The 16225-nt window shown below is 62.6% G+C and carries 13 protein-coding genes; 6 read left to right on the top strand and 7 right to left on the bottom strand.

The genetic code is table 11. From position 1 onward, the window contains the following. Positions 1 to 32 precede the first annotated feature (32 nt). Positions 33 to 1565 carry an AMP-binding protein gene (locus D769_RS26965; protein ID WP_008651463.1) on the bottom strand — a complete coding sequence of 511 codons (1533 nt, stop codon included), beginning with the start codon at positions 1563 to 1565 and terminating at the stop codon, positions 33 to 35. Positions 1566 to 1780: 215 nt separating this feature from the next. Further along, positions 1781 to 2743 carry a tripartite tricarboxylate transporter substrate binding protein gene (locus tag D769_RS26960; RefSeq protein ID WP_008651462.1) on the bottom strand — a complete coding sequence of 321 codons (963 nt, stop codon included), beginning with the start codon at positions 2741 to 2743 and terminating at the stop codon, positions 1781 to 1783. Between the two features lie 311 nt (positions 2744 to 3054). On the opposite strand from D769_RS26960, the gene D769_RS26955 reads away from it, so the two are divergent. The 3 genes from D769_RS26955 (at position 3055) to D769_RS26945 (ending at position 6035) form a co-directional block, all read left to right on the top strand. Next, a complete protein-coding gene (locus D769_RS26955) occupies positions 3055 to 4200 on the top strand; it encodes a triacylglycerol lipase (protein ID WP_008651461.1) in 1146 nt (381 codons plus the stop codon). After that, on the top strand, positions 4187 to 5242 hold the full coding sequence (locus tag D769_RS26950) for a lipase secretion chaperone (RefSeq protein WP_081596868.1): 1056 nt from the start codon (positions 4187 to 4189) through the stop codon (positions 5240 to 5242). Before D769_RS26955 ends, D769_RS26950 begins: the two co-directional genes overlap by 14 nt. Positions 5243 to 5432: 190 nt before the next feature. Further along, positions 5433 to 6035 carry a TetR family transcriptional regulator gene (locus D769_RS26945; RefSeq protein ID WP_008651456.1) on the top strand — a complete coding sequence of 201 codons (603 nt, stop codon included), beginning with the start codon at positions 5433 to 5435 and terminating at the stop codon, positions 6033 to 6035. 11 nt (positions 6036 to 6046) lie between these two features. Here the strand turns inward: D769_RS26945 and D769_RS26940 are convergent, their stop codons facing one another. Further along, positions 6047 to 6961 carry a LysR substrate-binding domain-containing protein gene (locus D769_RS26940; RefSeq protein WP_008651454.1) on the bottom strand — a complete coding sequence of 305 codons (915 nt, stop codon included), beginning with the start codon at positions 6959 to 6961 and terminating at the stop codon, positions 6047 to 6049. A gap of 147 nt (positions 6962 to 7108) precedes the next feature. Between D769_RS26940 and D769_RS26935 the strand changes: the two genes are divergently transcribed. From D769_RS26935 to D769_RS26925, 3 genes are read left to right on the top strand one after another with little or no spacing between them, the layout of a single operon-like run. Beyond that, the gene (locus tag D769_RS26935) at positions 7109 to 8089 is read left to right on the top strand and encodes a tripartite tricarboxylate transporter substrate binding protein (RefSeq protein WP_008651452.1); all 981 of its coding nucleotides are present in this window, start codon (positions 7109 to 7111) and stop codon (positions 8087 to 8089) included. Between the two features lie 15 nt (positions 8090 to 8104). After that, positions 8105 to 9328 (top strand): CaiB/BaiF CoA-transferase family protein, encoded by a 1224-nt coding sequence (locus D769_RS26930; RefSeq protein ID WP_008651450.1) that lies wholly within the window; start codon positions 8105 to 8107, stop codon positions 9326 to 9328. A 60-nt stretch (positions 9329 to 9388) separates the two neighbouring features. Continuing rightward, the gene (locus D769_RS26925; protein ID WP_040011290.1) at positions 9389 to 11179 is read left to right on the top strand and encodes an acyl-CoA dehydrogenase family protein; all 1791 of its coding nucleotides are present in this window, start codon (positions 9389 to 9391) and stop codon (positions 11177 to 11179) included. A gap of 163 nt (positions 11180 to 11342) precedes the next feature. Here D769_RS26925 and D769_RS26920 read toward each other — a convergent pair whose 3' ends face one another. The 4 genes from D769_RS26920 to D769_RS26905 form a co-directional block, all read right to left on the bottom strand. Continuing rightward, positions 11343 to 12323: a tripartite tricarboxylate transporter substrate binding protein gene (locus tag D769_RS26920; protein WP_008651446.1), complete on the bottom strand. Its 981-nt coding sequence runs from the start codon at positions 12321 to 12323 to the stop codon at positions 11343 to 11345. Between the two features lie 65 nt (positions 12324 to 12388). Beyond that, on the bottom strand, positions 12389 to 13960 hold the full coding sequence (locus D769_RS26915; RefSeq protein WP_008651444.1) for an AMP-binding protein: 1572 nt from the start codon (positions 13958 to 13960) through the stop codon (positions 12389 to 12391). A gap of 303 nt (positions 13961 to 14263) precedes the next feature. Further along, positions 14264 to 14695, bottom strand: coding sequence for a hypothetical protein (locus tag D769_RS26910; RefSeq protein WP_008651442.1), 432 nt, complete (start codon positions 14693 to 14695; stop codon positions 14264 to 14266). 353 nt (positions 14696 to 15048) lie between these two features. Beyond that, positions 15049 to 16224, bottom strand: a complete 1176-nt coding sequence (locus D769_RS26905) for a porin (RefSeq protein WP_008651440.1) — start codon at positions 16222 to 16224, stop codon at positions 15049 to 15051. Position 16225 lies beyond the last annotated feature (1 nt).

Raw genomic sequence — 16225 nt, 5'->3', positions numbered from 1 at the left:
CCCGAGCCGCTCATACCGCGGCTAGACCCCGGCTAGACCAGTTCCGCAATCATTCCCCGCAGCCGGTGCTTGTGCAGCTTGCCGCTGGCCGTCGTCGGCACCGCCGACACGCGCACGATGCGCGCCGGGCGCTTGTACGGCGAGAGCCTTTCGGCAAGGTAGGCGTGAAGATCCCTTTCGTCGAACGTCTCGCCTTCGCGAATCTCGACGAACGCGATGATCTCCTCGTCGCCGTCTTCCGCCGGATTGCCGACCACGGCAGACAAGCGGACCGACGGATGCGAGTTGATGACCGACTCCACCTCGATCGGATAAACGCTGAAGCCCGAACGGATGATCAGATCGCGCGTTCTGCCCACGATGAACAACGCACCATCCTGATCGATGCGTCCGATGTCGCCCGTATTGAGCCAGCCATCGGGGCGCAATGCTTCCGCCGTCTGTTCGGGTGCGCGATAGTAGCCACGCATGACACCGGGGCCTCTCACCCACAACTCTCCGGGGCTGCCCTCGGGCACTGGTTCGCCACCCGGCCCCACCACGCGCAACTCCGCGCCTTCCACGATCTCCCCGGCAGAGCTGTCGCTGCGCGGCCGGTCCGTGCGCGTGATGAACAGCGAGCCTGCGTACTCGGTCATGCCATAACCGTGATGCAGCGGCTGACCGAACATCGCCTCGACGTTGCGCTTGAGCGCGAGATCGAGCGGGCCACCGCCGGTATAGAGATAACGCAAACGCTTCGGATGCAGCGTGGTGACGCCGGTCTTGCCCAGGTAAGCCAGGATGCGACTGAACATCGCCGGCACACCCTGCAGGATCGAGATATCGTCGCGTTGCAGCGCCGCGCAGGTATCGGCCACGTTGAAGCGTGCAACCAGATACAGGCTGCCACCGGCCTGGAACGTGGCGAGCAGCAACGTCGCCAGCCCGAAGATGTGCGACATCGGCATGATCGCGAACGCGCAGTCTTCCGGCCCCATCCGGCGGATCTCCGCCGTCACGCGGGCGTAGTGCAGCAACCCGCGATGCGTAACCATCACGCCCTTGGGTTGGCCGGTAGTGCCTGACGTGTAGATCAGCGCGGCCACGTCGCGCGCCAGCTCAGCAGGCTCGCGCTCGCTGCCGGCATCCACGTCGGCGGCCATCAGCGGACCTAGGCCCGGTGGCGAGATTTCGCGGGCGCGATAGCGCAAGCCATGCCGCAAGGCATCGGGGGATGCGGCATGCGTGAAGAGCATCAGCCGCGGTGTGCAATGCGCGCGGATCTCCTCGATCTCACGCGCAGTCAGCCTGGCATTCGTCACAACCGGCCACGCGCCAAGCTCCGACAAGGCGAAGATCAGCGTGATCATGGCCAGGCTGTTCTCCGCGACGATCAGCACACGATCGCCGGTGCTGACACCCTGCGCTTCGAGATAACGCTGGGCCAGTTCGACGCCTTCCCAGAGTTGCGCATAGCTGACGACACGGTCGCCCTCGCGCACCGCCACATTGTGCGGGGTACGGGTCGCCCAATGGCGGGGGATATCGCTGATCCGATGCGCGATCGGTCGCTCCTGCGGCATCTGGCTCAAATCCTCATGGAGAGTGGAACACGGCCCGACCGGGCCCGATCAGGGCGCGGTCGGGTCACACGTCGAAGTCTAGGGTCAGCAAGGTGCCGGCGCAATTCGCCGTTCGAAAAGCAGTACTTCGCCCGCGCGAAACCGCCGGGTGATCCGGCTTGCCCGACCTCCATTCTTCGACCGCTTATGCCTCGCTTATACCTCGCTTATACCTTTTACTCGACCTCGATATTCGCCGTCTTGACCACGTTGCCCCAGAGCGCGAGTTCCTTCTTGATACGCCCTTGCAGCGCGGCCGGGCCGGACACGTTCAGGTCATAGCCACCGTCGACCATCCGCTCCCGGTAGGCCGCATCCTGCCCCACGGCCTGCTGCGCCTTTACGAGCCGATCCGTCACATCGGCAGGCAGCCCCGGAGGACCAACCAGCGCGTACCAGCCCGTCAGGTCGTACTGCTTGAGGCCGGATTCGACCAGTGTCGGCACATTGGGCAGCGCGGGGTTGCGCGTCTTCGACGTCACGGCCAGCGCACGTACCTTGCCGCCCCGGATATGACCGATGGCCGTTCCGGTGATATCGAACATGAAGGTCACCTTGCCGCTGATGACGTCGGCCATAGCCGGCGCATTGCCCTTGTATGGCACGTGCAGCATCTTCACCCCCGTCATCTGCGCAAGCAGTTCCGCCGACAGATGGTTCGATGCACCCACGCCCGCGGAACCGAAGCTCACTTCACCGGGATGCTTGCGTGCGTACGTGACCAGCTCGTCCACGTTCTTGGCCGGGAAATCCTTGTTGATCAGCAGCACGTTGGTGTAGTCGGTGATCAGGCCGACATAGCTGAAGTCCTGTGCCGGCTTGAAGCTGACGGACTTCTGGATCAGCGGCGTCATCGTCATCGTGGGGCTTGCCACGAAATAGAGCGTGTAGCCGTCAGGCTTGGCGCTGACCGTCATGCCGGCCGCGATGGCGCCGCTGGCACCTGCTCGGTTATCGACGATTACCGGCTGCTTGAGCACACGCCCGAGGTAGTCCGCGTAGATGCGCGCGGCAGTATCGACCGGCCCACCCGGCGCATACCCAACCAGCAATCTGATGGGACGGGATGGGTAGGCATCGGCAAGTGCCGAGCCGTTCGCAAGCACAAGCATTACCGCGGCAAGAAAAATTCGTAGCATTGTCTCCACCTGTTTTCTGCATCAGGACTTCCATTGCTCACCGGCTTTGTCGCGAATTTGTCGTGCGGTGAGTTGGGGGAGACTTTGCGGCAGACCTGCTGGGCCGGCAATTTGCATTTGTTGAAGGTGGGCTTTGAGGATGCGATAGCGGGCCGCCGCCCGTGGCCGTTACCGATAGTGCGGAGCCTTCCCAAGGGATAACCCCGACATACGCGAGTGTTTGGAGGAAACCACCTAAGGTTTTGATTGTGCTCGCAAAGTCAGGTGTCTTTACTGTTTCAAACAAATGATTCCACCACCGAGGAGACCAGATGGAACACGGCAATCGTCGTGGGCCCGGCCGGGCTTGCGCGCATCATGACACCGTCATGCTGAAGGCAGGGACACGCAGGTCCACGAGCGCCATCGCGGGAACTGCGGCGGGAACTGCGGCGGGAACTGCGGCGGCCATCGCCGCAGCCATCGCCATGGCCTGGCCAGCCAGCGCCACGGCCAGCAGCGACTATGCAAAGACACGCTATCCGATCGTGCTGGTGCATGGCCTGACCGGCGCGGCAAAAATTGGCGGCGTGATCGACTACTGGTACGGCATTCCTGAGGTGCTGCGAGCCAATGGCGCCACAGTCTACGTGTCCACGGTGCCGTCATTCAACAGCGATGAAGAACGCGCGCTGGCGCTGCAGGCCTATGTACGCGCGGTCAAGCTGGAGACCGGCGCCGACAAGGTCAATCTGATCGGACACAGCCAGGGCGGGCCCACCTCGCGGATGCTGGCTGCCATGTCGCCGCAGGATGTGGCATCGGTGACGACTATCGGTAGCCCGCACCGCGGCAGCCAACTCGCCGACGTCGTGCTGGACGTCATCAACGGCATCAGCAGCATTCCACTTGCGGGGCCGGCGCTGGTTAACGTGATTCAGGGCGTAACGAATCTTCTGGGCTGGTTCAACGGCATGTTCAATGGACAGGCGCTGAACCAGGACGCGATTGCCTCGGCGCGCATCCTGACCAGCCAGGGCGCCGCCGAGCAGAACGCGCGGCTCAACGCCACCCTGGCGCCTGGCTCGCAATCCGCGCTGGGCCCGGATTGCGACACCCCGGGAGCAGTCGCCGAGCAACGGCAGGGGCGCAATGCCAACGGAAATCTCGTCACCTACACCCAGGCCGCTTACTCCTGGACCGGCCGGGGCGGCCCGATCAACCTGCTGCGCTCGAACCTGCTTGACCCATCCACGGCAGCCATGGCGGCCGCTGCCAGTGTCATGGGCATGAAGGGCGCCGGCCCCAACGACGGGATGGTGTCGGTGTGCAGCGCCAAGTGGGGACGCGTGCTTTCCACCGACTACTACTGGAACCATCTCGACGAGATCAATCAGATGCTCGGTATGTATCAGGACGTCGACCCACGCACGGTAATCCTGAATCACGCCAACCGCTTGCGCAATGATCAGCTCTGAGCGAAGGCCAGGGGTCAACCTGGTCCTGGTAGTAGCCGGGCTCGTGGGTGCCGCCGTCTATTGGGCAACGGCACCCACGGAACCGACGCAAGGTCCACTGCAGGCACGGTCCCGCACGGACGCAAGGCCGGAGCTATCGGCATCACCCGCTGAGAGCATGCGCGCACGCAACATCACCGAGATGCCGTCGTTGGCGGGTGTCGATATTCCACCCGGCCCGGAAGCCGACGCGCAAGGCAATCTGCGCCTGACGCGCGCGCTGCGCACCTACTTCGACTTCTTTCTGAGCGCCAGCCATGACGTGGGCGACGCCGCGGCATTGGACCGGTTGGTGCGCGACGACATCCGCAAACATGTGCCGCAACCGGCCGAGGACCAGGCGTGGCAACTGTGGCAACGCTACCGGGCGTACCTGTCCGAGATGCAGCCCAAAGCCTCCGATGGACCGATGACCAGTGTGATCGGCGTGCCAGAGACCAGTCAGGTGCAACGCCTGCGCGCATTGATAGCCGACCGCAATGCCGCGCGAACGCGCCACTTGCCAGACGTCGTGGCCATCTGGTTCGACGACGAGCAAGCCTACGACGACGCCATGCTCGCGCGCCTGGAGATAGTTACCCAGCCTGGACTCGACGACGCCGAACGACAGCGCCGCCTGTCCACACTGGACGCCACACTGCCCGAATCCGTGCGTGCCGCGCGCGAAGCCGAAGCAAGGCCGCAGGCGATCAGCAAGACGATTGCCAGTATGCAGACGGCAGGACGTAGCACGCAGGAGATCGGTGCGTCCCTGGCTCAGGCATACGGTCCCGAGGTCGCCCAACGCTATCAGCAGCAGGCCCAGGCCGAGCAGGCCTGGCAGCAGCGCTACGACGATTACGCAGCCCAGCGCTCGCAGATCGTGTCGTTCGCCGGTTTGTCGGAACAGGACCGCGCGCAGCAGCTTGAAACGCTGCGGCGGCAAACATTCACCAATCCAAGTGAAGCGTTGCAGGCCGAGGTGATGGACAAGGCTGTGGGAGAGCAACGGGCAGCGCAGTGAGAGCGGTGCTGTCTGCTGCAAGGTGCCTTCTCATGACTGCCGGTTTCGGCTCGGCGAATCGTGATCTCTCGGAGACGTGCGCCCGCCCCTCGCAGGCGTACCCTCCCGCCCTTCACATGGAATCCACTAAGATACTGGCTTCCTGACTCACGCCCTGCTCGCCTTCTGCGCCCGGCACGCCTCACATCCCATGGCAACACGACGTACCGACGAAGCCTTCCTCGAGGAATTGACGCACCTGCTGATCACCACGGGTGTCTCGTCGCTGACCATCGGCGAGATGGCTCAGCGCATGCGATGCTCGCGCCGGCGCTTGTACGAGATCGCTGAAACCAAGGAGGAGCTGTTTGTTCACGTCTGCCGCAATGTGCTGGAAGCCAATCTGGAAAAAGGCTACGCGGCAGCCAGGCGCGCTCCCGACGCAGCGCGCGCCATCTCGGCCTATATGCATGCCACGCTGAATGCCACGGGGCTGAGCAAGGCAGCCCTTACCGACCTGGACGCCATCGAGACCGGCCGCAAGGTGTTCGATGACTACCAGCTCGCGCGCGTGCGCGGACTGGAAAGCATGATCGAGGAAGGTGTGAGACAGGGGCTGATGGCCCCGCACAATCCGCGCCTGGTTTCCGAAGCCATCCTGGGCGCGGCACACCGTCTGCGCAACCAGCAGTTCCTGCAGCAGACCGGCATGAAGATCGGCGATGCCTTCAGCGAATTCTACGAACTCATTCTGAACGGCCTTTTGGTCAGGCCGTCAGCGCCCACCCCACGGGCAAAGCAACCCCGCGGCTGAGCCGGTATCCGTCAGGCGAGAGGCGGCGAGTTTGCAAGCTCGCGTTGTTGTACTGGCGCGCCAAGTGCCTGCAACATGGAAAGCACGGCTGAGCTTTGCTCGTCCTCACGCCAAATCCCGACCAGTTCCGACGGAGTCGCTTGCTTTCCCAAGGGGCGGCATGCCAGATTAGGCAAAGTAACCACATCTACTGACCGCGGCACAATCGACACACCAAAGCGCTTCGCGACCAGCGTGGCAATGGTCAGCATATGACGAACTTGGTGGCGGATATTTGGTGTGAATCCGACACTCGCGCACAGCGCAACAATCTGGTCGTGGAACTCTGGCGAAAAATGTCGCGGAAACAGGACGAAGTCGTCGTGTCGCAGCTCGCGGACATCAATGATCCTGTCGCGCGCCAGTGGATGATCTGCGGGCAGCAGGCAAATGAAGTGCTCGCCGTGCAGGGAGTGGGAGGCAATCCCGTTAGGGATCACGCGCGGATGAATAATGCCGATGTCAATATGCCTGCCCTGCAGCGCGTCGATCTGCTCGAAGCTATTCAGCTCGTGCAGCACCACATCGACATCCGGGTGAGTAGCTCCGAAGGCTCGGATGCGTTCCCCCAATGGGGTCAAGACCGCGGACCCAACGAAACCCACATGGACTGCGCCAATCTCGCCGCGCGCTGCGCGCCCGGCCAGTTCACGTGCATTCGCCGTTAGCGCCAGGATCTTCAGCGCCTCCTTGTAGATCTCCTTGCCCGCTGCCGTCAGCGCTACCTCTCGGGTAGTGCGTTGCAGCAATTGCACCCCGAGTGATGCCTCCAGTTTCGCAATATTGAAACTCAGCGGGGGTTGGGTAATGGCCAGCCGGGCTGCCGCGCGCCCGAAATGCAGCTCTTCTGCCAGCGCGACGAAATAGCGTAGTTGCCTGAGATCCATGGAAGCCTCGGGGATTGATTCAAGCCGTGTATGAATGAGCCCAACAATTCTATTGGACACAGGTGAGCACGGAGACAAGAATGGCCAGAAGCGCGTCGGCGAGTCTGTCAGGCCACAGCGCCATAACGAGAACGAGGAGACCCATTGATGAACCTGCCCCGTCGGGCCGCGCTCGCCCATAGCATTGCCGCGAGCCTTCTGTTCTGCGTTGCAAATGCTGGCGCGCAAGAATTCCCCAGCCAGCCAATCAGGATCGTCGTTCCATATGCCGCGGGCGGCATGACGGACATCGTCGCTCGCGTTATTGGCCAGAAGCTCGGCGAGCATCTCGGGCAGCCCGTCGTCATCGATAACCGTCCCGGTGCCGCAACCATCGTCGGCGCAGAAGTGGTGGCCGGAGCGAAACCGGACGGCTATACGCTGCTGGCAGCCACCAATACCACGCTCACCATCAACCCATGGCTGTATCCAAAGCTCCGCTACGACGCGGGCAAGAGCTTCACGCCAATCGCGCTGGTAGCCTCCGCGCCGAGCGTGATTGTGGTCAACCCCCTCGTGCCGGCGAAGACATTGAGCGAGCTGATGCAGCTCGCGAAGGCCCGGCATGGCGGACTGAGCTATGCCTCATACGGCAACGGTTCCACGGCGCACCTGGCTGGTGAAATGCTGGCCGCACGCGCAGGAGCCGAACTCCTGCATGTGCCATACAAGGGCAGCGCACCCGCCAAGGCGGCAGTGATAGCCGGCGAGGTCAACATGACGTTCGAGCCAGCGTTCACCGGTCTGCCACAGATTTCTAGCGGCAAGCTGCGCGCATTGGCGGTCATGAGTAGCAAGCGCTCGGCCGTGCTTCCCGATGTGCCCACGACGGCTGAGCTAGGGTATCCCGGGATGGAAATGGCGGCCTGGGTCGGCTTGATGGCCCCCGCGGGCACGCCCACGCCGATCGTGAAAAAGCTTGCAAGTGAGGTCGAGCATGCCCTGACCGATCCGGCGGTTCTGGAAACGCTGCTGAAGAATGGCGCGGAGCCCGCCGGCTACTACGGCGGCGCCTTCGCCGCGTACCTGCGTGACGAGACCGCCCGGTACGGAAAGGTCATCGCTGACGCCCGCATACATGCCGACTGAACGCAACGTACAACCATGATCAAGCCACTTTCCCATATTCGAGTACTGGACTTGACGCGTGTGCTGGCCGGGCCCTGGTGTACGCAGAATCTCGCCGACCTGGGTGCGGAAGTTATCAAGGTGGAACGACCGGAAGTCGGCGACGAGACGCGCGGATGGGGACCGCCATGGCTGCCGGCCGCGGAAGAGTCCGAACGCCGCGATTCCAGCTACTACGCCTCAGCCAACCGCGGCAAGAAGTCGATTACGGTGAACCTTGCAAGTACTGACGGCCAGGCGATCATCCGTCGCCTTGCGGCAAGCGCCGACGTGCTGGTCGAGAACTACAAGGTCGGTACGCTCGCGCGCTACGGGCTGGGTTATGACGACCTGCGAGAGACCAATCCAGGTCTGGTGTACTGCTCCGTTACTGGCTTCGGACAGACTGGGCCATACCGGCATCTTCCAGGCTACGACTTCGTCTTCCAGGGCATGGGTGGCCTGATGAGCATTACCGGGGAGCGCGACGACCTGCCTGGCGGCGGTCCGCAGAAGGTCGGTATCGCGGTGGCCGACATTACAACTGGGATGTATGCCAGCCTGGCCATAGCCGCCGCCCTCACATGGCGTGAGCGTAGCGGCCAGGGCCAGCATATCGATATGGCACTGCTCGATTGCATGCTCGCCTTCAACAGCAATCAGGCCGTCAGCTACCTCGTCTCAGGCAAGCTTCCGAAGCGGCAGGGCAACGCACATGCCAACGCCGTCCCCTATCAGGTCTTCGATAGTCTGGATGGCAAGCTCATTGTCGCCGTGGGCAACGATAGTCAGTTTGCCGCCTATTGCCGCGCAGTCGGCAAGCCGGAATTGGCCATCGACACACGATTTGCCAAGGTGACCGGACGCATTGTCAACCGCGAGGTGCTCCTGCCCATGCTGGTGGATGTGATGCGTACCGATTCCACCGCATCATGGCTTGCCCGACTCAAGGCTGCCGGCGTGCCATGCGGCCCCGTCAACGACTTCAGCCAGACATTCGAGGACCCGCAGGTACGGCACCGCGGCATCCGCGTGGACCTGCCGCTGCCGGATGGCGGCGTTTGCCCGTCGATTGCGAGCCCGATGCGCTTTTCTGCCACGCCGCTTGAACACAGCGCGGCGCCGCCGGCCCTGGGTGAGCACACCGACACCGTGCTGACGGAGTGTCTGGGCCTGCTACCTGCCGAACTTTCCCGCCTGCGCGAGGCCGGGGCCATCTGATTTCCGTATGCCCGGGACCGGGCGCGGATTGCATCCAACCTGTGCCAGTGAGACTTCCATATGTCCTTTGAACCCGACTACGCCGATTACGTTAGCCCCCGTCCAGCGCGCTCCCGCCAGAGTTCGCAGCATCTCGCGCCCGACTGCGCTGGGCTCGACTTCCTTGCCCTTGACCGGGGTCTTCAGGACATGCTGCGGCTCTACCTCCCGGCCGACGCGCACGCTCACCTGCTGCCACACCTGGAGCGCATGGGCAAACTGGCAGGCGGTCGACTGAACACCCTTGCCATCGTTGCGGACAAGCACGCACCGGTGCTGCACGTACGCACTCGCTGGGGCGAAGATGCTGACTGGATCGAGTATCACCCCGCCTATCAGGAGATGGAGCATATTGCCTTCGGTGACTTCCAGTTCCATGCGATGAGCCACCGTGGCGGTGTGCTGGGATGGAAAGAGCCACTGCCTGCGGCGGCCAAGTATGCATTCCAGTACTTGTTCGTACAGGCAGAGTTCGGACAAATGTGCCCGATCAGCGTGTCCGATACATCGATCCACCTGATTCGCAAGTACGGCAGCGCCGCGCTACAGGAAAAGCTGCTGCCGCGCCTACTCTCGTTGGACCCGGGCACCATGTGGAAGGGCACGCAATTCATGACCGAGAAGGCCGGCGGATCGGATGTTGGCGCCATCGAGACCATTGCGCGCGAGGTTGATGGAGAGTGGCGCCTGTACGGAGAAAAATGGTTCTGCTCGCATACCGATGCCGATGTCGCGCTTCTGCTGGCTCGTCCCGAAGGGGCGGTGGATGGCACGCGCGGTCTGGCGCTGTTCGCGCTGCCCCGTACGCTCGATGATGGCAGCCGTAACGCCTATCGCATCGTGCGGCTCAAGGACAAGCTGGGCACACGCTCGATGGCTAGCGGCGAGATACGCCTTGATGGGGCCGTGGCCTACCTGGTGGGTGATCCCACGCAAGGGCTGAAGCAGATGATGGAGCAGGTCAACCTGTCCAGGCTGTCGCACGCGGTGCGCGCGGCCGCCATGATGCGTCGCTGCCTGAATGAAGCCCTTGTCGCGGCACGACACCGCCGCGCCTTCGGCCGCGAAGTCGTCGGCCATGCGTTGCTGCGCCGGCAATTACTCAAAGTCATGGTGCCGACCGAAGCCGCACTATCGATGGTCATGGCTACTGCGGACATCATGGCCCGGGCTGGCAGGGGGGACAAGACCGCGGCACTGGCGCTTCGCCTCCTTACGCCGCTGCTCAAGCTGCGGACCTGCCGCGATAACATCGAGGTTGCTACGGGTGCGATGGAGGTACGAGGCGGCAACGGCTATATCGAGGACTTCGTCAATGCGCGCCTGGTGCGTGACGCCCACATTGGGGTGTTGTGGGAGGGGACCAGCAACATCAATGCGCTCGATGCCATCCAACGTGCGGTGCGCAAGGATGGTGCGCAACACGCGCTATTGGCGTTGATGTCGGCGCGGCTCGAGCAAGCCACGCATTTGCCGGCGGACCTGCGGGCAGTCTTGCAGCGCAGCTTGAGCCGAGCGATCGCGCTGGCCGAAACCGTTGCCAGCGATGCAGCGCTGGAGGCGGAAGTCCGCCGCGCAGCAAGCGCGCTCTACTACGCGACGGCAGCAACCATCCTTGCCTGGGAAGCCACGCAGCCCGGTGTGGACGGGCGTCGCCTGCTGCTCGCGCATGCTGTCCTCGAGCACTATCTGCTGCCCCGCGATCCGCTAGGTTCGCCGGAGTCCAAGGGGGAATCGGAGGCAGACCGGTTGCTCCTGCAGGGTGAACCGGTGAGCCTGGAGGCCGCTTGCGTCGCGTTGACCGGGCGATAGCCCGAAGATCGTCGTCGTGCGTGGCAGATCTGCATTGCCTTCGCGGTGACATGACTGCAGGAACGCTGCGACAAGGCCACGGCCAAACGCGCCTTCCTGCGGGGGCTGAACGGATACCCCCGTTCACCCCACGCAGGGAAGGCGCCGAGCCGACGCTCGCCGCCTACTGCGGCGGTATGTTGGCGGCTCGGATGACGCGCCCCCATTTCTCGTATTCCTCCTGCACAAATCGGCTGCTCTGTTCGGGGCTATCCACAATGGGGATCAGCGCTGCGGCATCCAGGGTCTTGCGCAGATCGGGGTTCTTCTGCGCCTGATTGATGACCTGGTTCAGGCGCGCAATGGTAGGCGCCGGCGTGCCCTTTGGTACGAATGCCGCCATCCAGCCCACGACTTCAAACCCAGGCACGCCGGACTCTGCCACCGTCGGCACATCGGGAAGCTGAGGCGCGCGCTTGGCGGTGGTAACGGCGAGCGCCCTTACCTTGCCAGACTGGATCTGAGTGACCGCTGCGCCAATGTTGGCGAACAGGAAATCGACGTGCCCACCCATGAGCGCGCTCATGGCTTCGGAGGGACCGCCATATGGCACATGCGTATAGTCGAGGCCCTTCACGTCCTGCTTGAGTAATTCGGCCGCCAGATGCGCGGAACTGCCGACGCTGCCGGAAGCGTAATTGACGCGGCCAGGGCGCGCTTTCACGTACGCCAGGAACTCGGCGAAGGTCTTCGCCGGGAACGAATTGCTCACTAGCAGCACGTTGCCATTCAGGCCGAAGATCGCCACGGCCTGGAAATCCTTGAGCGGGTCATACGGCGTTGCGGCGATCAGGCGCGGGTTGATGGCATGGGTGACGTTGGTACCCAGCAGCATCGTGTAGCCGTCAGGTGCGGCATGGGCAACGAAATTGGCGCCGATGGTAGCGCCAGCGCCCGCCTTGTTCTCGGTAACGAGCGGCTGCTTGAGGGCATCGCCCATGTACTTGGCGAAAGTACGCGCGGTCAGGTCTGTCACGCCGCCGGGCGCGAACGGCACGATGAAGCGGATCGGCTTGGAGGGATAGCTGTCCTGCGCGTGCACGGTAGTGCCGGCAAAGGCAAGCGTCAGGGCGCACGCGCCCAGCAGTTTGCGGGTCAAACCCATGATTGTCTCCTTCTCTTTTTTGGATGGCTTTGCGCGACACCTTCATGGCCGGTGCCGCTGCGACTTCAGGCTACTTGTCGGTCTTTGCCGTTCCAGTAGCTGCCGCGGATGGCCTTGCGGTCGATCTTGCCAAGCGCGGTCATCGGCAACTGCTCCGCGAAGATCACCGTCTTGGGCGCATTGACCACGCCTTTCCTGCTCTTGACGAACTCGACAAGCTCGCCCGCATCTGGTGTCTGTCCCGGCTTCGGCACCACAATGGCCGTGACGGATTCGCCCCACTTCTCGTCGGGCACACCGAACACCGCGGACATGGCGATGGCCGGGTGTTGTGCCAGGCAATGTTCAACCTCGCTCGGATAAACGTTGAACCCACCGGTGATGATCATGTCCTTGGCACGATCGACGATGTAGAGGTAGCCCGCCGCATCGCGGCGCGCCATGTCACCGGTATGCAGCCAGTCGCCAGCGAATACTTTCTCGTTCTCTTCGGGCCGGTTGAGATAACCATCCATCACCAGCGGACCGCGCACGCACAACTCGCCGACTTCGCCGACCGCCACTTCTCGCCTCGCACTGTCTAACAACTTGACCTGATTGCCGACCATGACCTTGCCGCATGAGCTCAGCAGGTGCGAGCGAGACAAGTCATGGTCGCGCTTGGACAGATAGCTGATGGTCATCGGCGCCTCGGCCTGACCGTAGACCTGGCCGAATACCGGGCCAATCCTGTTCAGTGCTTCCTGCAGGCGAGACGGCGCAATCGGCGAGGCGCCATACAGCACCAGCTCCAGGCTGGACAAGTCCGCCTCCGCGAGGCCAGCGTGATCCAGCAAGGCGTAGATCTGCGTTGGCACCAGAAAGGTCAGATTGATGCGATGCGTTGCTACCCGCGTCACAAAGTCAGACGGGGTGAACTTGTCACACAGGTACACGGTACCGCCGCGCAAAAGCGTCGGCAGGATCAGGCTGCCCGAAGCATGTGAAATCGGCGTGGTCACCAGATAGCGGATCTGCTGCGGCCATTCATACGTCGCCAGCATGGCCTGCAGCATCGTCACCACCGTGCGGTGCGTATGGAGGATGCCCTTGGAGCGACCCGTGGTACCGCCGGTGTATGAGATCTTGCTGATCTCCGCGGCGTCGTCGCCCGGTTCGAGCTCCGCGTCGTCCATGGCCGCCGCCTGACTCGCGAGACCAGCACCGAGCACGCCGTCGTCCAGCGGCATCATCAGCACGTTTGCAACACGCGCCTGCAGGACCTGCGCGCGCGCCGCGAAACGCGCATCGTCGACCACCAGCGCTTTCACACCGGCGTCGCCAAGCACGAAGGCGTGGTCCTCCTCCGACGCCATCGGATGCAATGAAACCGCCTTGAGTCCTGCAAGCTGCGCCGCGATGATCGCCACGACTGCCTCGACTCGATTGCCCACCAGAAAGGCCACGACATCCTGACGTTCAAGGCCGCGTGCATGGAACAACCTGGCCATGCGGTACGAGCGCCGGGCCAACGCTTCATAGGTGAGTGTCACACCGTCCTCGACCAGCGCCAAGGCCTGGGGACAAGCACGAAAAGCAGAGGTGTAGAGCTGCGCAATCGTGGCGCAGCCGTATCGGGCGGATGCCTGGGGGGCCATTCTGTCTCCATCGCCTTGTTTTAGGTCTGAAGGCAATGTAAGTCCCATTTCGGTACCATGTCAATCATATTGGTACCGAAAGTTCCGGGTGTATCACCCCCTGCCTGTCTCGCCTGATGCGGCGCCGGCGAACAAAAAGCCGCCCAGTTGGGCGGCTCAATAGCTCTACTCCATCGTCAGACTCCGGCCAGTGCCAGAATCGCTGCAACGCAGCCTTCAATGTTGGGGAGTCCCTGGAACGCTTTCGTGTCGACTAGGCACCAAAACCTGCCCGCTCACCAAACCGACGTCGTTGTCCAGGAATCACCCACGCATTCGCAGCAGATCCGCGTAAGAGACCAGCTTGTGCTTCTCCTGGGCAAGCGTCTTTGGCTTTGACTCCGGGCGGGTTTTTTTGCCGCGCTCGAATTCGACAATAGCGCGTGCGTCCTCCCGCGCGTAGGTTCGTGCGGTCCTGGCTTCCGCTTTCCGGCGCACGGCCTCCTGCCGTGCGGCAATACGTTCCTCTCGGGCAACGTCTTGCGCCGCCGACAGGATTTCGGCTTTTAGCAGATCACGCCTTTGCTTGGCTGCGGCACGGGCAGCTTGCAATTGCTCTTTCCGTTGCCGAATCCAGTCCTTCATGTTGACCGGGGCCGGCCTGGCCTCTGGCGGCACACTCAGGCGCAAAGCCCTGCTGATTGAAACTCTGTCAGCCCGAAGCGCGCGCTGCGCGTCCTGTTTGGCATCACTCACACTGCCTCACTCTCTTCGACCAGCACAAAAGTGCTCGCCCATGCACCACATGTTGAAGTCTAGGAACTCATCGTAGCGACCTTACCATAGCACTTCATCTCGAACGTCGATGACTATGCTCCAGACATGCCGCACGGCCGACAGCCCCCGGCAACAGCCGGAGCTGAGGAGCGCGAGCGCGAACAGCCAAATAGTGAGAAGCAGTGTAGCCATACGCAATCCAGCGGCCATCGGAAGGACGCAGCGTCGAGCACTCTGGCCGACTGACGACGCTGGGATGCCGCTGCATTTCCGTCCGATTGCGCCTGCCAACAATCGGCAGCACGGGACCGGACGGTATGTGTTCCTATGCGTCAGAATTTGTGACGAACGCCAACCGACACACCCACCATCGACGAGTTGCCGTTGCCAAGCACATAGCTGTTACCGAGCGAGAGGCTATTCGCATAGGCAATCAGCGCAGAGTCAAGCATCAACCCTGCATTTTTTGCGTAGGCGGCCGACAGGTACACATCCGTTCGCTTCGAGAAGCTGTAATCGGCAATCAGGTTCACCTGCCAGGGATTAGCGACGCTCGTGTTACCGAATACATTCCGGACCTTGTCATAGTCGTACTCGAGCGTGAGGCTGAGCGCCGGCCCTACCTGATATATGCCACCAACCCAGAAGAAGTCATCTCGCCCGATTGTCGCGCCCGCCGGTGTCTTGTTTTGCCCCCAACGATAGCCACCCATGATGCGCCCCCAAGGCAGGCTGTAGCTCAGCGCCGCCGTCGCCTTCTTGAAACTGCCACTGCTCGCGCTGGTTGTCGTGCCAATGGTGGGATTGAACTGGTCGTACGCGATGGCTGCCCACAGCGAACCGCCAGCGTAGGACAGAGACGCGCCATAAGCACTGTCTCTTCGCGCCTGACCCGGCACTTCGCCATTGCCACCGATCGCCAGGCCTGACTGCACGGTCTGCGGCAAAGCCAGACCAGTGCCAAAGGAATAATGCGCAACGCCGGTGAACTGGCCCGCATTCAAGGTGTACTTGATCGTATTGTCTTCACGGAAGTTCGCACCGGCAAAGAGCGTGATCGGCTCGTACTGCGTAGCAAAGTACGCCGGCACAAAGTTGACGATGCTGTCGAACAACGAGGTGTATTGGCGCCCCAGACTGATCTGGCCATAGGTCGCGTTCTTTATCCCCACAAAGGCCTGCCGACCGAACAGTCGGCTCGACTGTTGCATCGTGCCGGTGTCGCCGCTGAATCCATTTTCGAGCACGAATACAGCTTGCGTTCCTGCGCCAAGGTCCTCAACGCCGCGGATACCCCAACGGGAACCGGACAAGCCGCCCGAATTCATGCGAACGACGTCACGCCCCGGCCCTGGATTGAAGCCATTGGCCGCTGTAGGCACCGCGCCCACGTGGTTCACGTACTCGATGCTTGCGTCGACCACCCCGTAGAGCGTAACGCTCGACTGGGCCAATGCGGAACCCGAGCACGCGGCCAGGGCAACTGCTGCAAAACGATTCAATTTCACC

Source organism: Cupriavidus sp. HMR-1 (assembly GCF_000319775.1).
Classification (GTDB): Bacteria; Pseudomonadota; Gammaproteobacteria; order Burkholderiales; family Burkholderiaceae; genus Cupriavidus; species Cupriavidus metallidurans.
This window is presented reverse-complemented; position numbering and strand designations above follow the sequence as displayed.

Coding starts and splice junctions, on each gene's coding strand:
- D769_RS26930 (WP_008651450.1), top strand. CDS start 8,105: ATGATCAAGCCACTTTCCCATATTCGAGTACTGGACTTGACGCGTGTG.
- D769_RS26915 (WP_008651444.1), bottom strand. CDS start 13,960: ATGGCCCCCCAGGCATCCGCCCGATACGGCTGCGCCACGATTGCGCAG.
- D769_RS26955 (WP_008651461.1), top strand. CDS start 3,055: ATGGAACACGGCAATCGTCGTGGGCCCGGCCGGGCTTGCGCGCATCAT.
- D769_RS26940 (WP_008651454.1), bottom strand. CDS start 6,961: ATGGATCTCAGGCAACTACGCTATTTCGTCGCGCTGGCAGAAGAGCTG.
- D769_RS26925 (WP_040011290.1), top strand. CDS start 9,389: ATGTCCTTTGAACCCGACTACGCCGATTACGTTAGCCCCCGTCCAGCG.
- D769_RS26965 (WP_008651463.1), bottom strand. CDS start 1,565: ATGCCGCAGGAGCGACCGATCGCGCATCGGATCAGCGATATCCCCCGC.
- D769_RS26950 (WP_081596868.1), top strand. CDS start 4,187: ATGATCAGCTCTGAGCGAAGGCCAGGGGTCAACCTGGTCCTGGTAGTA.
- D769_RS26960 (WP_008651462.1), bottom strand. CDS start 2,743: ATGCTACGAATTTTTCTTGCCGCGGTAATGCTTGTGCTTGCGAACGGC.
- D769_RS26945 (WP_008651456.1), top strand. CDS start 5,433: ATGGCAACACGACGTACCGACGAAGCCTTCCTCGAGGAATTGACGCAC.
- D769_RS26935 (WP_008651452.1), top strand. CDS start 7,109: ATGAACCTGCCCCGTCGGGCCGCGCTCGCCCATAGCATTGCCGCGAGC.
- D769_RS26920 (WP_008651446.1), bottom strand. CDS start 12,323: ATGGGTTTGACCCGCAAACTGCTGGGCGCGTGCGCCCTGACGCTTGCC.